General features: G+C 36.7%; 3 protein-coding genes and 1 pseudogene. 1 reads left to right on the top strand and 3 read right to left on the bottom strand.

What is annotated here, in order from left to right; translation table 11 throughout:
* Positions 1–183: 183 nt before the first annotated feature.
* Positions 184–1,134, bottom strand: a complete 951-nt coding sequence (gene lacD, locus HMPREF2963_RS06890) for a tagatose-bisphosphate aldolase (RefSeq protein ID WP_039677298.1) — start codon at positions 1,132–1,134, stop codon at positions 184–186.
* Between the two features lie 172 nt (positions 1,135–1,306).
* Here lacD and HMPREF2963_RS06885 point away from each other — a divergent pair, with 172 nt between their 5' ends.
* Positions 1,307–2,053, top strand: a complete 747-nt coding sequence (locus HMPREF2963_RS06885; protein WP_039677297.1) for a DeoR/GlpR family DNA-binding transcription regulator — start codon at positions 1,307–1,309, stop codon at positions 2,051–2,053.
* Between the two features lie 62 nt (positions 2,054–2,115).
* On the opposite strand, the pseudogene HMPREF2963_RS09735 reads toward HMPREF2963_RS06885, so the two are convergent.
* A pseudogene (locus HMPREF2963_RS09735) lies at positions 2,116–2,274 on the bottom strand (IS3 family transposase); the annotation flags it as partial.
* A 12-nt stretch (positions 2,275–2,286) separates the two neighbouring features.
* Positions 2,287–2,528, bottom strand: a 242-nt coding sequence (locus HMPREF2963_RS09110) for a DDE-type integrase/transposase/recombinase (protein ID WP_148132068.1), incomplete at its 5' end; no start/stop codon positions are given.

Genomic DNA, 2,528 nt, shown 5'->3' with positions numbered 1-2,528 from the left:
TAGACTTACCTGCCTTCTTCATTTCGATACAGGCCAACTTAGTTTCCACTGAATAGGCTTTTTTGAGCATAATAAACCACTCCTGTCTCTAGTTTCCTAGATTTCAACAGAAGTGGTTTTCTTATGTCTCATTTTGGGGTGTAGTGCCTTCGTCTTTTTATGTTTTTATAAGGAGATACAAAGTTATTTAAATACAACAGGTGTAGCTGTCTCTTGGAGAACCGCATTTAATTCGACAATGTTTTGTTTACCAACAGTTTCAAGCCATTTTATAGTAGTTGCTTCTCCACCTTCTTGATAAGCTTTTGTAGCGCCGGCCCAAGTAGCACGTCCACAAAGGACACCGTTGAATGTCGAGCCGGAATCTTTAGCAAATCGAAGTGTTTCTTGGAAAAGTTGAGCTGATACACCGGCGGATAAGAATATAAACGGCAAATGTGTTGCTTCGCTCTGCTCTTTATAGAAAGCAGCAGCTTCTTCTCTGCTATACAAAATTTCTCCTTCAGCGAAACTTTCAACGTATTTCATATTAACGGGAACTTCAACTTTCAGAATATCTACTCCAAATCGTTCTTGTGAATAGACTTTCATTGCGTCAATCACCTTACGTGGTTTTAATGTTGCGTATTCTTTTTCATCTGTTATATGGGCATCATAAGAAACTAGCTCCAAGAAAAATGGCATTTCTTCGGCTTTGCATTCAGAAGCGATCCGTTCAATAAAAGCTTCTTTAATGTCATTAACTTCTTTACCTTCGTCAATGTCTACATAGAGTAAGACTTTCACAGCATCAGCACCATTTGCTTTTAAACGCTGCACTGATACATTTTCAACAAGGTCAGGGAAGCGACCGAGTACGGTTTTATCATAGCCGGTTTTTTCATAAGCTACTAATAGTCCTGCATTTTTGTCACGAGTCCCAGCCGCTTTCCAGCCGAGTTCAGGATCCAGTAGGATAGAGGATGCATAGGGAGTTAAATATTTGGAAACTAAAACTTTAAAATTTTCTAATTCAGCAACAGGCGTATCTTCTCCCAGCATGCGACGAAGTGCACCACGTTGGTCAATGGCTAAAGCACCAATAATTCCATTTTTATCACATAAACGGTTTAATTTTTCTTGTTTTGTTGTCATTCCCAGACTCCTTTTATTTTATATGATTTCATTATAAAGCACAAATAAAACAAAGTCAAACAATAACTGACAAAAATGAAAAAAATCTTGTTTTTAATTTTTCAAAATGAATAAATTGTTGTATAATATATTTGAGGAATCTAATTATAATATAAGTTAGAAAGGAGACAAAATGAAAGAAGGACGACATAGAGTTATTCTCCAAGAATTGGATCAGCAAGGAGTTGTTTCTGTCAAGAAATTAAAAGAACTGCTGGATGTGACGGACATGACGATACGTCGTGATCTGATTGATCTAGAAAAACAAGGCCTGCTGACACGGGTTCATGGAGGAGCTCATAAAAAAGTAAAAAACGGCTTGAATGAAGCTTCCCATACAGAAAAAACGATGTTAAATATTGAAGAAAAACGAACAATTGCTCAAAAATGTGCAAATTTGATTTCTTCAGGTGATACGGTTTTTATCGGTTCAGGAACGACAACGGATTTTATCGGAGATTATTTAGCTGATAAAAGTGTCAGTATTGTGACAAATTCTCTTCCTATTTTTGAAAAATTAAAAGACAACCCTAATTGTGATATTATTCTGATTGGAGGTCGTTATCGTGTCAAGACGCAAACATTTGTTGGGCAATTTGCCAATAAATTGTTAAAAGAAATCAAGGTTTCGAAGGCCTTTATTGGTGTGAATGGGATTGATGGTCACAATGTTACGACGGCCAACGAAGAAGAAGGAAATGGGAATGCCATTATTTTGAACAATGCAATTGAAAAGTACATTGTGGCGGATAATAGCAAATTTGATAGTTATTCTTTCTATTGTTTCTATCGATTGGATGATTTAGATGCTGTGATTACGGATGATGATATTTCGCCTAAAGTAAAGGAAAAGTACCAATCTTATACAAATGTTTTATAAATAGATAAAGCAAGCCTAGATTTGGCACTGCACCTCGAAAATGGGACAGTAGAAAAACACTATTAGGCAGTCGCTCTTCTGTACTCTGTGGGAGATTGGTCGTTTAATCTCTGTTGAATTCTACTTTCATTATAAAATGTGATGTATTTTTCGCCAATATCTGTTATACTATCTTTGGTTAAGTTTCTCCAGTTATGGAGATAGAAGGTTTCAGACTTGAGAACAGAATGAAACTATTCGATACAGGCATGATCTGCTGGTGTTCCCTTACGGGACATATAGCGGGTGATGCCTTTTTCTGTGCAAGCTTGGTAATAAGCTTTCGAGGTGTAAACAGAGCTCTGATCTCTGTGTAAAAGTGCTCCCTTAGGCAATTCCAATTGATTGAGCGTATCCAGTACAAAGTTAGTATTTTGACAATCTGAAATGGTGTAAGCTACAATCTCACGATTGTAGAGATCCATGACGGAAGATA

It is taken from the genome of Streptococcus sp. HMSC067A03 (assembly GCF_001814295.1).
Lineage (GTDB): Bacteria > Bacillota > Bacilli > Lactobacillales > Streptococcaceae > Streptococcus > Streptococcus constellatus.
The sequence above is the reverse complement of the archived record's forward strand: the minus strand, read 5'-3'. Positions and strand labels throughout refer to the sequence as shown.